The organism is Pseudooceanicola pacificus (assembly GCF_009789075.1).
Lineage (GTDB): Bacteria > Pseudomonadota > Alphaproteobacteria > Rhodobacterales > Rhodobacteraceae > Pseudooceanicola > Pseudooceanicola pacificus.
The window spans coordinates 22,393-38,660 of sequence record NZ_WNXQ01000003.1; the positions used below are offsets into that span (position 1 = coordinate 22,393).

Here is a 16,268-nt window from a genome sequence, read left to right on the forward strand (position 1 = left end):
CTCACACGCACCGATCCGATTCCAGAAAGCTTCAGATGAAACTCAATCTGATTGCCTTTGCCGCAATGGCGGGCCTGCTCGTCATCGCGCCCTTCGCGATCTACCCGCTGCTCGTCGTCCAGATCCTTTGCTTTGCGTTGTTTGCCTGTGCGTTCAACCTGCTCATGGGATTCACCGGCCTGCTTTCGTTCGGGCACGCCATGTTCTACGGATGGTCGGCCTATATCGCCGGTCATGTCTCCAAGGAATACGGCGCGACGCCGGAGCTGGCCCTGCTTTTCGGAATGGCCACGGGCGCGATGCTGGGCCTCATCGTCGGCGCGCTTGCGATCAAGCGCCAGGGCATCTACCTGGCCATGATCACGCTGGCCTTTGCGCAGATGATGTTCTTTCTGGCCGTCCAGATGCATGCGATCACCGGCGGAGAGGACGGATTGCAAGGCATTCCCCGCAATCGGCTGTTCGGCTTGATCGACATCGACTCGACGGGCCGGGTCTACTGGTTCGCCCTGGGGGTGTTCCTGCTTGCCTTTCTTGCGATGTGGCGGATCAAGCGATCCCCGTTCGGCGAGAACCTCAAGGCGATCCGCGAAAACGAACCGCGGGCGATTTCCCTGGGGTGCAATACGGCGCGGTACAAGCTGGCGGCCTTTGTGCTTTCGGCTGCCTTTTCCGGGCTGGCGGGAAGCCTCAAGGCGATATCCCTGCAACTCGCGACCCTCACTGATGTCGGCTGGCAGATCTCCGGCGAGGTCATCCTTATGACGCTCGTCGGCGGCGTGGGCACCATATTCGGCCCGGTAATCGGCGCGGTTGTCGTCGTCGGGCTGGAGCAGATGCTTCTGGGTTTCGACGACTGGATCCCGGTGATCTATGGCTCGGTCTTCGTTCTGTGCGTTCTCTTCTTCCGCAAGGGAATTCTGGGTCAGATACAGCACGTCTTCCAGAAGGACTGAGGTGCCTTTCGACCCCTGTGCAAATAGAAACGGGCCCGCATGGCGGGCCCGTTCCGCTTTTCCGAGAATAGCGTTTACTTGGCGTCGGCTGATGCAGTCTTCATCCTGGCGCGTGTCTCGCCGTAGCGATCGCTGACGCGCGTGTCCGGGGAAACGGTGCCGCCGCAGCCAGCTTTTTCGTAGGTCGGATAGTCGATGTATCCCTTCGGACCGCCGGTGTAGAAGAATTCGCGGTTTGGCTCGGCCAGCGCGATGTCATCCCGGAAGCGGGTGACCAGATCGGGGTTGGAGATGAACGCGCGACCATAGGCGATCAGGTCCGCCGCTCCATCCTCGATCAACTGATTTCCCGACGTCCGGTCATGATCCGTCGCGGATATTATCGTGCCTTGGAAGAACCGGCGGAAATGCCGGGCTATTCCACTCTGAGGAACCGGCAGACCTTCGATGGGGTCGATAGGCTCCATCAGATGGATATAGGCGAGGCCCAGTTCGTCGAGCTTGCTGACCAGTTCCTCGAAGAAAGGTATGGTCTCGGCGTCGGCCACAACCCCGGAATGTCCATGATACGCGGGGTTGAGGCGCACCCCGATCCGACCTTCGGGCAGGATATGGGACAACCGCTCGATGACATCCAGCAGGAACCGCATCCGGTTCGCGCGCGACCCTCCGTAGCGGTCGGCGCGTGTGTTTGTCGATTGCGCGAAGAATTGGTGGAACAGATACCCATTGGCAGCGTGCAGCTCCACGCCATCGAAACCTGCCTTCACCGCGTTGGCGGCAGCGATCTCGAAATCCGCTATGGTCTGCGCGATCTCGTCCAGGGACATCTCTCTGGGTGTAACGGTCTCGGCAAAGCCGTTTTGCGTGAACACGCGGTCCTGCGGATTGATCGCCGACGGGGCGTAGGGCAATTCGCCGTCGAGGAGATCCGGATGCGACATGGCGCCCACATGCCAGAGTTGCGCGAAAATTCGCCCTCCATTCTCGTGCACGGCTTTGGTGACACCCTCCCATCCTGCGGTCTGCGCATCAGTCGAGATGCCGGGCACGTTGATATACCCGACCGCGCGGGGGCTGACGAAAGTGCCCTCGGTCACGATCAGACCAGCCGTCGCACGTTCCCCGTAATACGTGGCCATGATGTCGGTCGGAACGTTTCCGGTATTGTCAGCGCGGCACCGTGTCATGGGTGCCATTACAACGCGGTTGCTTAGCTCCAGACCGGCCATTTTGTAGCCTTCGAGCAAATTCTGAGACATGCCGAGGCACCTCCTTTGATATCAGGGTCAATTTTTGCGGTGGTGAGGTCGCTGCCCTCAGCACGAGGGCGCGAAGTACTGGAATTCCACCAACACGCAGCCTTCGGTGCTGTGGAAAGGGCCGTGCGGTGTTCCCGGCGGCCGCTTGACGTAGTTCATGGATCCGATCGACTGACTGTCGGCATCCTGCAGCGATCCGGACAGGCACAGGACCTCTTCCCAGTAGCCATGTTCCAGAACGAAACCGGTCCGCGCGCCCCTGTCGAATCTAACAAGTCGCGTACGGCTGCCGGAACCTGACACTTCATCCAGATCATCGGATAGCGTGATCACAGACAGACCGGGCATTCCCGCGAACGGTTGCCAGGGCAGATCGCCGGCCGGAATGCCGATAAGACCGTTTCGGGGCACGGTGCCCTCCTCGCTGATGTGTCTGGCACCGGGCGAACGCCTGCGCGCAATAATGGAATCCAAGGCTAGCGCAGAGGGAAAACTGAGAATACCATTCAAAATACTGAAACGGATATAGGCTGGGTCTATGAAGCTGGATCGAAGAACCTCAATCGAGTTGCGTCAGTTGCAGTTCATGATCGCCTTGGCGGACACCAAGACAGTCTCGGGTGCCGCAGCGTTGCTGAGCGTCGCCCAGCCATCATTGTCCGAGGCTCTCGCCAAATTGGAGGATCAGCTCGATACCCAGCTGGTAATCCGCAGCTCGCGCGGCACCCGCCTGACCGAAGCCGGTGAGGTGTTCGTTGCACATGCCCGGAAGTTCGTCGCCGACATGGGGCGCGCCTGGGACGAAGTGCGCCGGATCGGGGGCGCCACAGGCGGCGAGGTATCGCTGGCGATCTCGCCCTCGCTGGCGATCCTACTGAGCGTGCCCCTGGCCGAAACGCTGCGTGTGGAGCATCCTGACATCAAGCTTCGTATCGTCGAGGCCATGTCGGGGACCGTGCGCGACTGGGTCATGAGCGACGAGGTGAACCTTGGCATCATCTATCAGGGTCAGAACTGTTCCCACCTGAACAGCGTGCATATCCTCACCGAAGACCTGTTTTTTGTTCACGCCGTGGATGATTGGCCCGCAGAGGTACGGCCGGTGTCGGCGCCAGGTGCAGCGATGGAATTTGCTGACCTGGTCCGCCTTCCGCTGATCATGCCGAGCGAAAGGCACGGTCTGCGTGCCCATTTCGAAAATGCTGCCAAGACGGAAGGCCTGACCACGAATGTCGACATGGAGATCGATTCGTTGCGACACATAAGCTCCATCGTTGCGCGGGCGAGCGCATACACGGTGCAGTCGCATGCGGCGGTCTTCGAGCTTGTCGAGCAGGGTCTTGTCCGCATAACGCCCGTCAGGAATCCCGTGCTCCGTCGCAACGCCTACTTGGTTCACAAGCGCGAGACGCCCATGTCCGTGGCGTCCCAGATCGTGCAGGCCACATTGGTGAGCATCCTGCGGGAGCTTGTGTTCCGTCACCGGATACAGGCCAGAGTCATCTCCGAGCCCCGTTTGGTCGCAGAGTGATTGCCATCCATCGCCATAGGTTTGACCTATGATAAGATAGGGGCGCGCGGACTGCTCAAACCCCTCTTTTTGTTGTTCGGTGGTGTCAACTTATGACCGTTCTACAGGGAGGAGATTGGGGAATGAGAAAAGTTTCTTTTGTCGCGGGAGTGCTCGCCGCAATGATGGCGGCAACGGGGTCGACTGCCGAGGACGGCAGCGTCAAGATCGGCGTCTTGACAGACATGTCCGGTCAGAACTCCAACTTCGGCGGTAAGGGGTCGGTGGTTGCCGCGGAACTTGCCGTGGAAGACATCGGGGGTTCAGCGCTTGGACATCCGATCGAGATCGTATCGGCCGACCATCGCAACAAGCCGGACGTGGGCGCGTCCATCGCGCGCCAGTGGTACGAAAATGACGGCGTCGATCTTATTGTCGATATTCCCAGTTCGGCCGTTGCGCTTGCCGTTGCCGGCATTGCCAAGGACACCAAGAAGCTCGTTTTCACGTCGGGCTCGTCGACATCTCGGCTCGTCGAGGAAGATTGCTCGCCCTACACCGCGCAATGGACCTACGATTCCTATGCCTTGGCGAAAGGCGTCGCCGGAACGCTTGTGAAGGAAGGCGGCAAGAAGTGGTTCTTCATCACCGCCGACTACGCCGCGGGCCACAGCATCGAGGGTGCCTTTGAAGGGTTCCTGACCGCAGAAGGCGGCGAAGTCGTCGGCGGGGTCCGTCACCCGGTGGGCACCACCGACTACACCTCGTATCTGCTTCAGGGGCAGGCAAGCGGAGCGGACGTGATCGGCATCATCAACTTTGGCGAGGACTCCATCAACACGCTCAAGCAGGCATCCGAATTCGGTATCGCAGACGCCGGACAAAAGATGGCCGTGTTCTTCATGTCGGATCCGCAGATCAACGCAGCCGGTCTCGATGTGATGAAAGGCCTGGTATTCGTGACCTCCTTCGTCTGGAACAAGAACGAGGAAACGCGTGCCTGGACCGAGCGTTTCAAAGCGAAAGCCGGCCAGATGCCTTCCGATTTCCATGCATCAGTCTATTCGGCCACGCTGTCTTACCTGAAAGGTGTAAATGCCGCCGGAACAGACGAGGCTGACGCCGTCATGGCGGCCGTCAAGGCGGCGCCGGTGGATGACATGTACGCCCACGGTGGCAGGATCCTTCCCAACGGGCTTCATGTCCACGATCTCTCGCTTGTCGAAGTGAAATCGCCCGACGAGCAGAAGGAAGAAGGGGACAACATGAAGATCCTCGCGTCTATCGCCGGAACCGATGCGTTCCGCCCGATCGAGGACTCCGTCTGCGATCTGGCGAAGTCGAACTGATCCCGGACGACACCGGGCAGCGGATATCGGCTGCCCGGTTCGACCGTCATGCCCGAGGCGCGCACCGCTGCGGGCTCGATCGATCCAAATCAAACGCTGACGCCTCGCCGGTGGCCGGAGCCTTCGGAACCTGAGCCGTGTTTCATCGGCCAGAAGGGAGAACGACATGGTGGAACTGAACGTAAACGGGATTGCGCATTCCGTGGATGCCGCGCCCGAGACCCCATTGCTCTGGGTTCTCCGCGAAAATCTGGGCAAGACAGGTACGAAATTCGGCTGCGGTGCCGGAGTCTGCGGCGCCTGTACCGTCCATCTCGACGGTGAAGCCGTGCGGTCCTGCCAGGTGCCCCTCGCCGACGCAGAGGGCGCCGAAATCAAGACAATCGAAGGTCTGTCCAGCGGCAACGGCGATCTGACGAAGCTTCAGCAGAGCTGGATCGATCTTCAGGTGCCGCAATGCGGATATTGCCAATCCGGCATGATCATGGCGGCTGCGGCCTTGCTCAAGGCAACGCCGAAGCCAACCGACGACGATATTGACGCAGCGATGACGAACATCTGCCGCTGCGGCACCTATTCACGGGTTCGCGCCGCGATTCATCGCGCCGCTGGTACGGAGTGAGGCAATGACCGGCACCATCAATCTTTCCCGCAGAACTTTTCTGGGTACCGCCGCTGCCGCATTCGTCGTCGAACTGCGCATGACGGGGTCCGTGGCCGCACAGGGTACGCCACAACCGCAAATTCTCAATCCCTTCATCTCGATCGAACAGGACGGTTCCGTCAGGCTCGTCGCGCCGGCCTTCGACATGGGTCAGGGATCGCATACGTCCCTGGCCATGATCCTCTGCGACGAATTGGGCGCACGGTGGGAAGACGTGCGGGTGGAAGGGCCAGGGATCAATTCCGCCTTCATCGTACCCGGTGTCGGCGAACAGGCCACCCACGGAAGCTTCATGGTTCGAAGCTGGCACGATCCGTTGCGCAAGGCTGCCGCCTCCGCCCGGATCAAACTGGTCAGGGCGGCCGCTGCCAGGTGGCAGGTGCCGGAAGCGTCCTGCACGGTTGCTGACGGCAGGGTCGTGTCCGGCAACAACCACGCCGGGTTCGCAGACCTCGCGGCCGACGCCGCCGTGTTTCCGGATATCGAAGACCCGGAAGTGCTTGGCACGCGGAAGCTGGTCGGACAACCGGTCGCCCGGATCGACATCCCCGCCAAGGTCGACGGCCGCGCCATGTTCGGTCTGGACGTCCGCCTGCCGAATATGGCCTATGCCGCGATCCGTCAGGCCCCCGTCTTCGGCAGCGCCCTGGAAGGGGTCGACGAAACGAGCCTCAGTCCGGACGTCCTGGCGTTGGTCAAGTTGCCCGACGCCGTCATTGCCGTGGCCGACACCTTCTGGAAAGCCAAGAGCGCGCTGGAAGACCTCGACATCCGGTTCTCTTCATCAGAAAACGATACCGCCACGTCGGCGGATCTCAGGGCCGACCGCGTTGCAAATCTGGACAGGGGCGAATTCGCAACGCCGATCCTGAGCGGCGACCCTCTCTCCATCCTGTCCGCTGCGCAAGGGTCTGCCGACAAATCGGTGATCACTGCCGAATACGACACGCCCTATCTGGCCCACATGTCCATGGAACCCATGAACTGCACGGTTCACATTTCGGGCAATCGCTGCGAAATCTGGGTCCCCACCCAGGGCCTGAGCGCAACGATGCAGGCCGCCGTGACAGTCACAGGCTTTTCCGAGGAAAACATCATCATCCATCCGACGATGCCGGGTGGGGGCTTCGGGCGGAAATATGAGACCGACTTTGTCGTTCAGGCGATCCGGGCTGCCATGGCAGTCGACCGTCCGGTGCAGCTGATATGGACGCGCGAACAGGACGTGCAGCACGATTTCTACCGTCCCGCGATGACAGCCCGCATGTCGGCCGCGTTGTCCAAGGACGGAAAGTTGGAGGCTTTCGTGATGCGGAAGTCCGGCCCGTCGATCCTTGAACACACGCTCGGGTTTCCCCTGATCGAAGGTTCCGATCCGATCGCCTGGCTCGGGTTCGGCACACAGACCGGGTCCGCGCCCGGACAGCTTCAGCAATACGATGTCGCGGACGTGGCAGGAGAGTTTGCCTTTACGCCGACCTTCGTTCCGGTCGGCTACTGGCGGTCCGTCGGGGCGTCGGAGAACGGGTTCTTTATCGAGTCCTTCATCGACGAGCTGGCGCATTCTGCCGGCACCGACCCCTATGAATTCCGTCGCAACCTGCTTCGCTCCAGTCCGCGCGCCCTTGCCGTGCTGGAGAAGGCCGCGACCGAGGCAAAATGGGGTCAGTCCCTGCCGAACGGCCATTTCCAGGGCATCGCGCTGACCGATGTCGTGGGGAGCCTCGTTGCCCAAGTGATCGAAATTTCGGTCCCGGACGGCAAGCTCGCCGTCAATCGCGTCACGGTCGCGATAGATTGCGGTCGGGCAGTGAACCCCGATTCTGTCATCGCGCAAATGCAGGGCGGGATTGTCATGGGGCTCAGCGCGGCGATCAATGAACGGATCGACATCGAGGACGGACGTACGACGCAATCGAACTTCTATGACTATGAGGTCGCAGGACTGGCCGCCACGCCCGAGATCGACGTCCACATCATCGAAAGCGGCGAAGCCCTGGGCGGGGTTGGCGAAGCCGCAATCCCGGCCGTAGCGCCTGCCCTTGCGAACGCGATCTTTGCGGCGACGGGGAAACGGATCAGATCGCTACCGTTGCTTGATCATCTTTAAGATCACACCATGCAGCGTCGGTCCCGGATGCGGCTCTGCACGGCAAGGCACGGAATAGGAAAGGATGAAGGAAGCAATGGATATCGAGCAGCTCATTGAAACGGATGTCCTCGTCGTGGGGGGCACCGTTGCCGGCTGTTCCGCCGCTATCTCGGCGGCGCGGATGGGTGCGCGTGTCGTGATCCTGGAACCCACATCCTCTGTCGGGGGCACGACGACCAATGGTGTTCATTGCTTCGACACAGGCACAGTGCAGGCGTTGAGCGGCGTGACCGAAGAATTTATCAACCGGGTTCGTGCCCACTATCGGGACATCGGCCTCGACGATCCGATGCTCAGAAGCAAGTCCGACGTTTTCTGGGAGTTCCACGTTGCCGAGCGCATGTGGCGCGACATGCTCGGAGAACACGAGCGGATCACGCTCATCAACGGTGCCGTGGCCGTCGGTGTGAAGATGCGTGGCAATCGGGAGATTGCCGAAGTGCACTGGGAGCAGGCGATCGACCCGATCGGAAGTCTGGCCGACGAGCCTCCTGGCCCCCCGAACGTCATCCGCCCGCTTCAGGTCATCGACGCCAGCTACGAGGGCGACGTCACGGCATGGGCGGGGGTGCCCTTCGACATCGGTCGCGAAGCCCGGACGCCGGAAGAACCCCATGCGGGGGTGATCTTTACCACCACACACGAGCGGGACATCACGGAAGGCGGTTTCCTGCCCGGAAGCATTCTGCCCGGAAGCACCGGCGAAGGCGACGATGCAATCATCTCCTTCACCTGCCGGATGAGCCTGAGGTACCGCCACGAAGGTTTCGAGGACTTTCTTCTGGGATCTCCCCCGGAAGACTACGATCCTGCAAGATACAAATGGGCCCCTCCCAAGGGTCTGATCGAAGGCGGCGGCGCATTCGGGACGTCGCTCCAGCCCAGCATCCGCGGCAAGATGCTGACGAACCAGCGCTATTTCGGAGACGACCGGCTGGAAGGCAACCGTGATTACATCCTGTCCCATCCCCGGCAGCGAACGGCCATCCGGAAATCGTTCATGAATCATGCATTGGGGTTTCTCCATTACATCCAGACGGACGGTGGCATGCCGCAGATGGGTCTGTCCGACGACGAATTTGTCGAGAACGCAAACATGCCCCGATCGCCCTACGTTCGAGAAGGGCGTCGCTTCCATGCCCCGGTCCGGCTGAAGGAACGTGACGTGACGGCCTATCTGGCGTCGCCGGGTCCACGCCCGCCGCTTCGCCCGGATTCCATTGCGATCGGCGATTGGGCGGTCGAGAGCAGGCGATGCAAAGATGAACCGGATCCCGAGACCGGCGTTTTCGACGGGTCGATGTTCATCAGAACGCTGCGCGCGCCCTATCAGGTGCCGATGGGCTGTCTTTTGCCTGAAGGGGTCGACAACCTCAGCGTCACGACAACGATTTCGGCCACGCATATCGCGTTCTGCACGTTGCGGGTCGAGGCGGTCTGGGCGCAGACCGGCGCCGCTGCCGGCTGTGCGGCGGGCATCGCGGTGGCGGGGAGGCTTGCGCTCGCCGATGTTCCGCTGGGCAGGATACAGAGCGAACTGTTGGCGCAGCGCTACAAGTTGGTATATTTCTCGGATGTGGAGTCGGACCATCCGTCCTTCGCAGGCATCCAGTGGCTGGCGCTTCGCGGGTATCTGCCTGAAATGGATGCGCGATTCCGCTTCTTTCCTGATAACACCGCGACCTGGCGCGATTTTGTCCAGGCGGCGGTCTTGGCATTTGGTTTGCCGATCAGTGTCACGGGCATCCACTTCGACACCGTCGATCCTTCCGACCCGGCCTTCCGCTCGGTCGAGACGCTCTATGACACCGCAAGCCGGGCCGGGGTCGCGCTGTTCCCGAACATGAGGCACCCGAGCATTGATGCGCCTGCGGATCACCTGCTTCCGGAACCACGCCAACGCTGGCTGACCCTGGCCCTCGAAGAACCGGTTTCCGGTGGCGAAGCAATCGGCTTCCTTCAAAAATTGCGCAGGGCTATCGGCAGCGACGAAACTGTTGAGCCACCGAATGGCTTGCCCGAAAAAACCGCTTTGACCCGGGCGGAACTGGCAGAGCTGCTGCACATTTTTGCCGCGCCGCCTGACGCTGGTCCGTTCTGACGCCGACCTTTCGGCACAATTCCGCAAGGACAACGGTTCCCAAATGCCAAAGGGCAGATCCGCCGGCAAAAGACCTTGGCTGTGAACATGCCGTATCGCGGGTCCAAAGGTCCGCTGCACCTGCCGATCGCCAATGAGGCATTGACCGCCATTGGTCCGAGGACTCAAGGTCGAGGGCAAAGGCGAGTGGCACGCCCGCAAGCATGGCGGCCCGAAACGGCGCGTCTGGCGCAAGACCCATCTGGGGATTGATGAGGAAACGCTGCAGGTCCGGGCCGTGGAGAGTTCACTGGCGAATGTCACTGGTCCGAAAGAGCCAGTGGACGGGAGCCAGATCGACGATGCGCCGGTGTTGCCCGACCTGCTCAAACGGATCCCGGTGCATGAGCAGATCGGCGGCATCACCGCCGACCGCGCATAAGACACCCGTAAATGCCAGGATGCCATCGCTGACCGCGGCGCCCACGCTGTCATTCCGCCCCGCAAAACCGCCAAATCCTGGAAGACGGTCACCGCCGGCGCGGTCGCACGAAACGAAGCACTGCGGGCATCGCAACACCTCGGTCGTGCCCGCTGGCGACGATGGAGCGGATACCACGGCCGAAGCCGCGTCGCGACAAAGATGCACTGCATGAAACTGCCGGGGCAGCGTCGTCAGCATGGACGGCGTGATCGAGGATGTGGTTGTGCGGGTTAGGGAAGCCCCGAACGGTCGTTATCACTATGACCTGTCGCGGGACATGGACGCCGGCGCCCGTTGGATGCTTGCCAGCTCTCCGGTAATGGAAGCCGGTGCGAGGCAAGCGCCAGCGCGCGCCAGCGTGATGATCATAGCATTTCGGGCCGATGATCGCAACGCGCCGCCCCGCTGCGCGAGATGAAAGCTCCGCGCGTCGGGCGAATGCTCAACCCACGCCAACCGGCGTAAATGCCAACCGGGCTCCGGTCGCGGCTGGATGAAAGTTCAGTGGCAGGTCACCACTTCAAAGCGGCACTAAAGACGCTGACGCCCTACAGCCAATTGGCAAGATCCGCTTCGGGCGATGGCGCGGTGGAAAGCAAGATCAAAGAGCTCATGGCGCTTTCGATCTCGATAGCGATACGGTGCGAGGATTGCATCGTCTTCCACCTTCGTGCGGCATTGCAGCATGGAGCCACCAAGGCGGAGGTGGTCGAGACAATTGAACTGGCCATCGAAATGGGCGGCGGCCCCTCCGTTGTCTATGGCGCACGAACATTGGAGGCGTTGAACCAACTTCAATAGGCCAATGCCGGTTCGAGATATCTTCGCGCGGCCTCCTGTCGATGAACCTCCGTCAGGTTGTCATTCGGGGTGGCCGGGAAATCGCGCAATTGTCGGAAGGAGAACGATATTTACCTGAATTCTCCTTTGCGCTGATCAGAAGTGTTGTCAGGTATCCTGCGCATTGCGGAAATGGGTTCGCAACGGAAGTGCTTGACCCAACTCCAAATGACGCGTGGCGAACGTCATGTCCTATCCCTTGGCACCTGCCATCGCCGCAGCGCGCGACGGATCGAACCGGCGCAGGAAGGCGCGCGCCCGTGGCACCGGGTCGGCGTGATACTGATCCCGCCCCAGCATCCTGCGCGCGTTCAGCGCGGCGGTGTCGAGCAGGTCGAAGGTCACCCTCTCGACCCGGCAATGCCATCCCGGCCCGGACAGTTGCGCCCATCCCGAGCTGTGGTGCCGCAGCAGCCGCGCCCGGCAGGAAAAGCCGTGGAAATCGAAGGCCACCCTGCCGTCAGTGACGAAGATGTGGTTCCCGGCAAACCCGTCCCCGGGCACGATGCGTTCGGCGTGAAAGCCGGGCAGGGGGGCCTCCTGCAGGAAGACCCCGGCCAGGATGTGGCAGGCTCCGTGGCCAAAGAAGATGCGGTCGGGCAGGTGCCAGCGGCGCACCGGGTCCTGTTTGATGCCTGGTTTCAGCCTGTACATCCGCGCAGGATAGCAGCGTCGGGGCCGGGGGGAAGGTGCATAGCCGCGCGGCACGATGGACGCCAGGCCTGGCGCTGGCTGTCCTGGGGAACCGGCGACGCCGGCCGGCTGGTCCCCGGCAACCTGGGGGCCTGCCGCCGCGGGGCCGCCCTCCGGTCTCAGGGACAGGAAATCGGGGCGAGGAACTCTGCCTCCAACGTCACCTTCTGCCCGGCGCGGTTGCTCAACTCTCCGGTTATGCGTCCGCGCATGCGGTGTGCGGGGCTGGCGGTCTGGTTCAGGATCGTCAGGCTGCCGCTTCCGCTGAACCGATCCGGCACCGCGATTCCCGTGTTGGCCTGCCTGCGCGTCCCGTTGTCCCAGCGGATATCCTGCAACGGCACGGGGCCCGAGGTGCCGGCGGTCACCGGCGCCGCGCTGTCGAAGGCAAGGTAGCGCCAGTCCGGCCCGAACCCGCCGCCCGAGGAAAAGCCCAGCGACATCGGCGCACCGGCCATGCAGCCCCCGCTGGCCGTGACCGCATCCGGGCCGAGCAGTTCGCTCACCGTCACGTCGCCGCTCACCCGCAGCAGCAGGGCCGGGGGATCGCCGGGCAGCCTGCCGCCCCTGCCGCTGGAGGGCGCCGGCGAAGCGGTGGCCGGGTCCCGGGCGGTTGCCGTCGTGCCCGAGGTGGCGGACGGGGCGTCCTGCATCAGCACCTCCCCCGGCTTGTCCGTGGGTGGCGGAGTGCGGACCTTGGGCACCGGATCGGGCTCGGGGTCCGGTTTCGGGCGGGGCACGGGGATCGGTATGGGCTCGCGGCGCAGGCGGACGGGCAGGGGCGTCAGGCAGTCGGTGACGGGAATGAACCTGTCCTGCCGAAAGCTCCGCCCGATCCGCAGGCCAAAGGCGATCCGCGCCTCCAGCCGGGCCAGCTCTGCCGGAAAGGCGACATAGCCGTCATTTGTCCATTCCCCGTCGCTGCGGCGCTTGCCGGCGATGCGCAGGGTGCCCTCGATCCAGTGCGCAGAGATGGTGGTGATCTCCAGCGCGCCGCCCTGCGCGTCGAAGGTCTGTTCGAACCCCCGCGCCAGCGGGTTGCGCCGGCCCAGGACAAAGCCCGATACGCCCATCCCGGGAAAGGTCTCGGGCTTGAAGCCCCGCCCGCCGCCGACAGTGGCAAGCGGGTAGCTGCCGGGGCCGATCGGCCCCTCGTGATCCATTTCCAGCCCGGCGCTGTCGCCGGTGGCGAAGTTGCGCAGGCCGAGGCGCAGGCTGCAGGCGTTCTCGAACCCGGCGGCCAGTGTGATCTCGGTGCGGTTCGGCAGCAGATAGGCGGAATGGCGGTCCATCTCCAGCGTGACGGGGGCGTCTATCTGGGCGGTGCCGACGCTCTGGCCGTAGCGCGCGTATTCGTGGCGCAGATGGGCGGTCAGGGTGAAATCGCGCGGTTTGTACTCCGCCGGGGCGTCGGGCGCGTTCAGCACACGGACGATGAAGGTGGTGCCGCCGGGGGGCGCGCCCTTGCCGACGCGGGCACGGTAGAACAGGTTGCGCTCGCCCGATCCGGCGCCATCCGGGCGGTCGACGCGCGCGCGGTCGACCACCAGGCGCAAGGCCGGGTCCGGCGACTCGAGGCGGATCTCCAGGTCGGTATCCTCGCCCGCGCGCACGGTCAGGGCCCAGGCCTGCGCCGCCATTGGCTCCAGCCGCCCGGTGAGGACCAGCGAGGTCGGCCCGGCCTCGTCCAGCGCCTTCCAGCCCGCCGGGTCGGACAGGCCCTTGTAGTTCGTTTCGCGGAACGCATACCCGGCGATGAAATCCGTGTAGACCTCGGCCAGCGGCTGTTTCCAGGCATGGCGCATCGCCCGGTCGACAATCGCCAGGGTCGAGGGATCGGGCGTGGCGCGGTCCGCCTCGACCTCGCCGATCGCGGTGAAGAAGTCGTGCAGCACACCCAGCCCGCCCGGCAGCCCGCCGCCCCGGGTCGCGGCGATGTAGGTCCAGAACGGATAGGACATGTAGGTGCCGCGCCGTCCCGTGCTGCTGTGCAGCCGGTCCAGCGGCGCGTCGAACAAGGGATACCCGCCGCCCGGCGACTGCCCCGCATCGGGCAGCACCGCCTGGACCGCGGTGGCCGTGCCCTCCAGCACCCAGTTCCCGCCGTCGGAGGTGGCTTTCAGCCAGAGATAGCCGTCATAACCGCCCTGCACGGCGTGAAAGAGTTCGTGCACCGGGGCGTCCATGTAGCCCGATGTCTCGGTGTTCATGGCAAAGAAGTTGTCATAGGCGATGGCCAGCAGGGACTGGTCGTATTGGTAATACCCGCCCAATTGCCCCGCCCGGCCCGAGGCATCGGTGACCGGGAAATCGCCGGCCTGCAGCAGGACGACATAGGGCGCATCGGCGCGCACCTGCGAGCTGCGCAGCAGGTGGGGCGGGTTGAACCCGAGCGCATCCAGACGGGCACTGCCCTCGCGCAATTGTTCCAGCACGGCCAGGGCGCCGGGGTCCGTCAGGTCGCAGATCTCGCCGCTGATGCAGACGCCCTGCCAGTCGGTGGTCGGCCAGGTCCCGGCCTTTGCCGCGCCGCAGGCCGAGGCCAGGGCGGCGCAGATCAGCCCGGCGCGCAGCCCGGCCATCTAGCGGATCCGCAGCTGGGTGTCGAACCGGCCTTCGAGGTCCAGGCAATCCGAGGTGTCGGGCGCCTCGTAGAGCTTGGCCACCCGGCAGAGCCTGGCGGTGAAGCTGCCGGTGGTCTGCCCGGTCTCGCCGTCGATGGCCAGCGTATCGAAGGTCATGACCGGCCGCGTCTCGACCTGGTCGGTGGTGTAGAACGGGTTGGACATGCCCTGCGGCAGATAGAGGATCTCGACCGTGGTCGGGGCCTTGCCCGCCGCGGCCAGGCCGAACCAGTCCGCATCCAGCGAGAGCACGTCTGAGGTGGTGAAGCGCGGTTCGGGATGGGCCTGGATGGTCAGCGAGGACAGGCGCTTGCTGTTCTTCAGGCTGGCGGTCGAGGCGGTCTCTTCCCCGCGCTTGACGGAAATGGCGTACCAGGTCCGCTCCTCGCCGCCCAGGGTGGCGGTGACCTGTCCGACCTCGTCGGCAAGGGCGCACAGCGGGGTGAGACCGGCCGCCAGGCCAAGGGCAATGGCTTTCAACATCGGCATATCCAATACAAATCCAAAAAATTCTGTCCCCAGGATTCCGCAGCCGGGCGCGCCGGTCAATGTCGCATTCCCCCTGTATCTTTCACCCGCGGCGCTCCGCCGGTCGCAGAACCGTGCACGAGAAGGCCCGGCCCTTGTGCCCGGCGCCGGTCCGGCAAATGGTGGGGGCGCATTGCGCCAAGGGAGGATCGGCATGGAATTCGAAACGGTGTGCACGGGGCTGGAGTTTCCCGAAGGTCCGATCGCGATGGCGGACGGATCGGTTATCCTGGTCGAGATCAAGGGCGGCAGGCTGACCCGCGTCCTGCCCGACGGAACCAGGGAAACCGTGGCCGAGCTGGGCGGCGGGCCCAACGGGGCGGCCATCGGGCCGGATGGCGCGGTCTATGTCTGCAACAACGGCGGGTTCATCTGGAGCGAACGGGACGGTTTGGCGATGCCGGGCGGGCAGCCCGAGGATTACACCGGCGGCTCGATCCAGCGGGTGGACCTGGCGACCGGCGTGGTGACGACGCTCTACACCGAATGGGAGGGGCGGCCCCTGCGCGGGCCCAACGACATCGTCTTTGACGCCGAGGGCGGGTTCTATTTCACCGACCTGGGCAAGCACACGCCGGAGTTCCTGCATCAGGGCGCGCTCTACTACGCGCTGCCCGACGGCTCGTCGATCACCCGGCCCGCGGTGCCGCTGATGACGCCCAACGGTGTCGGCATGGCGCCGGACGGGTCCGAGGTCTATGTGGCCGAGACCCGGACCAGCCGGCTCTGGGGGTTTGCGGTGACGGGGCAGGGGCAGCTTGCCAGGCCCAGCGGGTTCCGCCCGGGGCGGCTGGTGACGACGCTGCCGGATTACCAGCTGCTCGACAGTCTGGCGGTGCAGGAAAACGGGGCGGTCTGCCTTGCCACGCTGATGCGGGGCGGGATCAGCATCGTGGCCCATGACACCGGCGCGGTGGAATACATCCAGTTTCCCGGCGATCCCTATATCACCAACATCTGCTTTGGCGGGGCGGATATGCGGGACGCCTGGATCACCGCCTCGGGGACGGGGACGCTTTACAAGGTGCGCTGGCCCTATCCGGGGCTGCGGCTGAATTTCAACGGGTGATGCCGCGCGTCCGTTGTGCCTGCGGGTATCGGGCGGCGCGAGGCCCCGGCGCGGGGG

Annotated in this window: 13 protein-coding genes and 1 pseudogene; 9 read left to right on the forward strand and 5 right to left on the reverse strand. The window is 63.7% G+C overall.

Features of this window, described 5'->3' with window-relative positions:
• The first annotated feature begins 35 nt into the window (after positions 1–35).
• Positions 36–956 (forward strand): branched-chain amino acid ABC transporter permease, encoded by a 921-nt coding sequence (locus tag GLS40_RS05820; RefSeq protein WP_235905804.1) that lies wholly within the window; start codon positions 36–38, stop codon positions 954–956.
• 74 nt (positions 957–1,030) lie between these two features.
• On the opposite strand, the gene GLS40_RS05825 is transcribed toward GLS40_RS05820, so the two are convergent.
• Complete coding sequence (locus tag GLS40_RS05825) at positions 1,031–2,218, reverse strand: alkene reductase (RefSeq protein WP_160381813.1); 1,188 nt, start codon at positions 2,216–2,218, stop codon at positions 1,031–1,033.
• Positions 2,219–2,275: 57 nt separating this feature from the next.
• The gene (locus tag GLS40_RS05830) at positions 2,276–2,629 is read right to left on the reverse strand and encodes a cupin domain-containing protein (RefSeq protein ID WP_160381814.1); all 354 of its coding nucleotides are present in this window, start codon (positions 2,627–2,629) and stop codon (positions 2,276–2,278) included.
• Between the two features lie 127 nt (positions 2,630–2,756).
• Here GLS40_RS05830 and GLS40_RS05835 point away from each other — a divergent pair, with 127 nt between their 5' ends.
• The 7 genes and pseudogenes from GLS40_RS05835 to GLS40_RS05865 all read left to right on the forward strand — a co-directional run bounded on the left by GLS40_RS05835 (position 2,757) and on the right by GLS40_RS05865 (position 11,258).
• On the forward strand, positions 2,757–3,749 hold the full coding sequence (locus tag GLS40_RS05835) for a LysR family transcriptional regulator (protein WP_160381815.1): 993 nt from the start codon (positions 2,757–2,759) through the stop codon (positions 3,747–3,749).
• A gap of 122 nt (positions 3,750–3,871) precedes the next feature.
• Entirely contained in the window at positions 3,872–5,077 is a 1,206-nt protein-coding gene (locus tag GLS40_RS05840) for an ABC transporter substrate-binding protein (RefSeq protein ID WP_160381816.1), read from the forward strand.
• Between the two features lie 166 nt (positions 5,078–5,243).
• Positions 5,244–5,699, forward strand: coding sequence for a (2Fe-2S)-binding protein (locus GLS40_RS05845; protein ID WP_160381817.1), 456 nt, complete (start codon positions 5,244–5,246; stop codon positions 5,697–5,699).
• A 4-nt stretch (positions 5,700–5,703) separates the two neighbouring features.
• Positions 5,704–7,851, forward strand: coding sequence for a xanthine dehydrogenase family protein molybdopterin-binding subunit (locus GLS40_RS05850; RefSeq protein ID WP_160381818.1), 2,148 nt, complete (start codon positions 5,704–5,706; stop codon positions 7,849–7,851).
• A gap of 76 nt (positions 7,852–7,927) precedes the next feature.
• Positions 7,928–9,994, forward strand: coding sequence for an FAD-dependent oxidoreductase (locus GLS40_RS05855; protein ID WP_160381819.1), 2,067 nt, complete (start codon positions 7,928–7,930; stop codon positions 9,992–9,994).
• Positions 9,995–10,054: 60 nt separating this feature from the next.
• Positions 10,055–10,646, forward strand: a pseudogene (locus GLS40_RS05860) (IS5 family transposase); the annotation flags it as partial.
• 315 nt (positions 10,647–10,961) lie between these two features.
• The gene (locus GLS40_RS05865; protein ID WP_328598877.1) at positions 10,962–11,258 is read left to right on the forward strand and encodes a carboxymuconolactone decarboxylase family protein; all 297 of its coding nucleotides are present in this window, start codon (positions 10,962–10,964) and stop codon (positions 11,256–11,258) included.
• A 231-nt stretch (positions 11,259–11,489) separates the two neighbouring features.
• Here GLS40_RS05865 and GLS40_RS05870 read toward each other — a convergent pair whose 3' ends face one another.
• The 3 genes from GLS40_RS05870 to GLS40_RS05880 all read right to left on the reverse strand — a co-directional run bounded on the left by GLS40_RS05870 (position 11,490) and on the right by GLS40_RS05880 (position 15,097).
• Entirely contained in the window at positions 11,490–11,915 is a 426-nt protein-coding gene (locus GLS40_RS05870) for a hypothetical protein (protein ID WP_202075963.1), read from the reverse strand.
• Positions 11,916–12,109: 194 nt separating this feature from the next.
• On the reverse strand, positions 12,110–14,572 hold the full coding sequence (locus tag GLS40_RS05875; protein ID WP_160381822.1) for a hypothetical protein: 2,463 nt from the start codon (positions 14,570–14,572) through the stop codon (positions 12,110–12,112).
• The gene (locus GLS40_RS05880; RefSeq protein ID WP_160381823.1) at positions 14,573–15,097 is read right to left on the reverse strand and encodes a hypothetical protein; all 525 of its coding nucleotides are present in this window, start codon (positions 15,095–15,097) and stop codon (positions 14,573–14,575) included.
• 199 nt (positions 15,098–15,296) lie between these two features.
• Here GLS40_RS05880 and GLS40_RS05885 point away from each other — a divergent pair, with 199 nt between their 5' ends.
• A complete protein-coding gene (locus GLS40_RS05885; RefSeq protein WP_160381824.1) occupies positions 15,297–16,211 on the forward strand; it encodes an SMP-30/gluconolactonase/LRE family protein in 915 nt (304 codons plus the stop codon).
• Positions 16,212–16,268 lie beyond the last annotated feature (57 nt).

What these genes read in the sequence shown, in the direction of transcription:
- GLS40_RS05820 (WP_235905804.1), top strand. Translation starts at nt 36, where the DNA reads ATGAAACTCAATCTGATTGCCTTTGCCGCAATGGCGGGCCTGCTCGTC.
- GLS40_RS05825 (WP_160381813.1), bottom strand. Translation starts at nt 2,218, where the DNA reads ATGTCTCAGAATTTGCTCGAAGGCTACAAAATGGCCGGTCTGGAGCTA.
- GLS40_RS05835 (WP_160381815.1), top strand. Translation starts at nt 2,757, where the DNA reads ATGAAGCTGGATCGAAGAACCTCAATCGAGTTGCGTCAGTTGCAGTTC.
- GLS40_RS05840 (WP_160381816.1), top strand. Translation starts at nt 3,872, where the DNA reads ATGAGAAAAGTTTCTTTTGTCGCGGGAGTGCTCGCCGCAATGATGGCG.
- GLS40_RS05845 (WP_160381817.1), top strand. Translation starts at nt 5,244, where the DNA reads ATGGTGGAACTGAACGTAAACGGGATTGCGCATTCCGTGGATGCCGCG.
- GLS40_RS05850 (WP_160381818.1), top strand. Translation starts at nt 5,704, where the DNA reads ATGACCGGCACCATCAATCTTTCCCGCAGAACTTTTCTGGGTACCGCC.
- GLS40_RS05855 (WP_160381819.1), top strand. Translation starts at nt 7,928, where the DNA reads ATGGATATCGAGCAGCTCATTGAAACGGATGTCCTCGTCGTGGGGGGC.
- GLS40_RS05875 (WP_160381822.1), bottom strand. Translation starts at nt 14,572, where the DNA reads ATGGCCGGGCTGCGCGCCGGGCTGATCTGCGCCGCCCTGGCCTCGGCC.
- GLS40_RS05880 (WP_160381823.1), bottom strand. Translation starts at nt 15,097, where the DNA reads ATGTTGAAAGCCATTGCCCTTGGCCTGGCGGCCGGTCTCACCCCGCTG.
- GLS40_RS05885 (WP_160381824.1), top strand. Translation starts at nt 15,297, where the DNA reads ATGGAATTCGAAACGGTGTGCACGGGGCTGGAGTTTCCCGAAGGTCCG.